Origin of the sequence: Brachyspira sp. SAP_772, assembly GCF_009755885.1 — a bacterium.
Taxonomy (GTDB): domain Bacteria; phylum Spirochaetota; class Brachyspiria; order Brachyspirales; family Brachyspiraceae; genus Brachyspira.
Map to the genome: position 1 here is coordinate 1 of NZ_VYIX01000354.1, position 536 is coordinate 536.

General features: G+C 28.0%; 1 protein-coding gene. It reads right to left on the reverse strand.

Going from position 1 to position 536, the window contains the following annotated elements; genetic code table 11:
* Positions 1-209: 209 nt before the first annotated feature.
* Positions 210-536 (reverse strand): flagellin (locus GQX97_RS14475; RefSeq protein WP_255447438.1); only part of this gene is annotated, 327 nt, incomplete at its 5' end.

Consider the following 536-nt stretch of genomic DNA (forward strand, 5'->3'; position numbering starts at 1 on the left):
ATAATAACTATAATTTTTTTATACATAAAAACCTCCTAATTTTATTATATAAAAAAATATATTAGTATTATCATAAATAACCTTATATAATTATAGTCTAATAAATAGGGGTTAGTAAATCAAATTTTTATGCAATTTTTTTWAAAAAAAAGCCCATTAGTATAAAAATACCAATGAGCTTAAACTATATTTGTAATAAGACGACTAAATTATCCTATAATTCTCATTATAGACTGATTTTTCATATTAGCATTAGCTAACATAGCAGCACCAGTTTGTTGTAAGATTTGTTCACGAGTATAAGCAACCATAGCTTGAGCCATATCAGCGTCTCTTATAACACTTTCAGAAGCGATAGTGTTTTCAGTAGCTATCATTAAGCTTTTTACCATAGATTCCATTCTGTTTTGAACAGCACCTAATTCAGCTCTTTGAGCTACTACCATTTGAATACCTTCATCTATTCTTCCTAAAGCTTGGTTAGCAGTTTCAACAGAAGAAATAGAAATAGGAGTATCACCACCAACTTGTAAGTT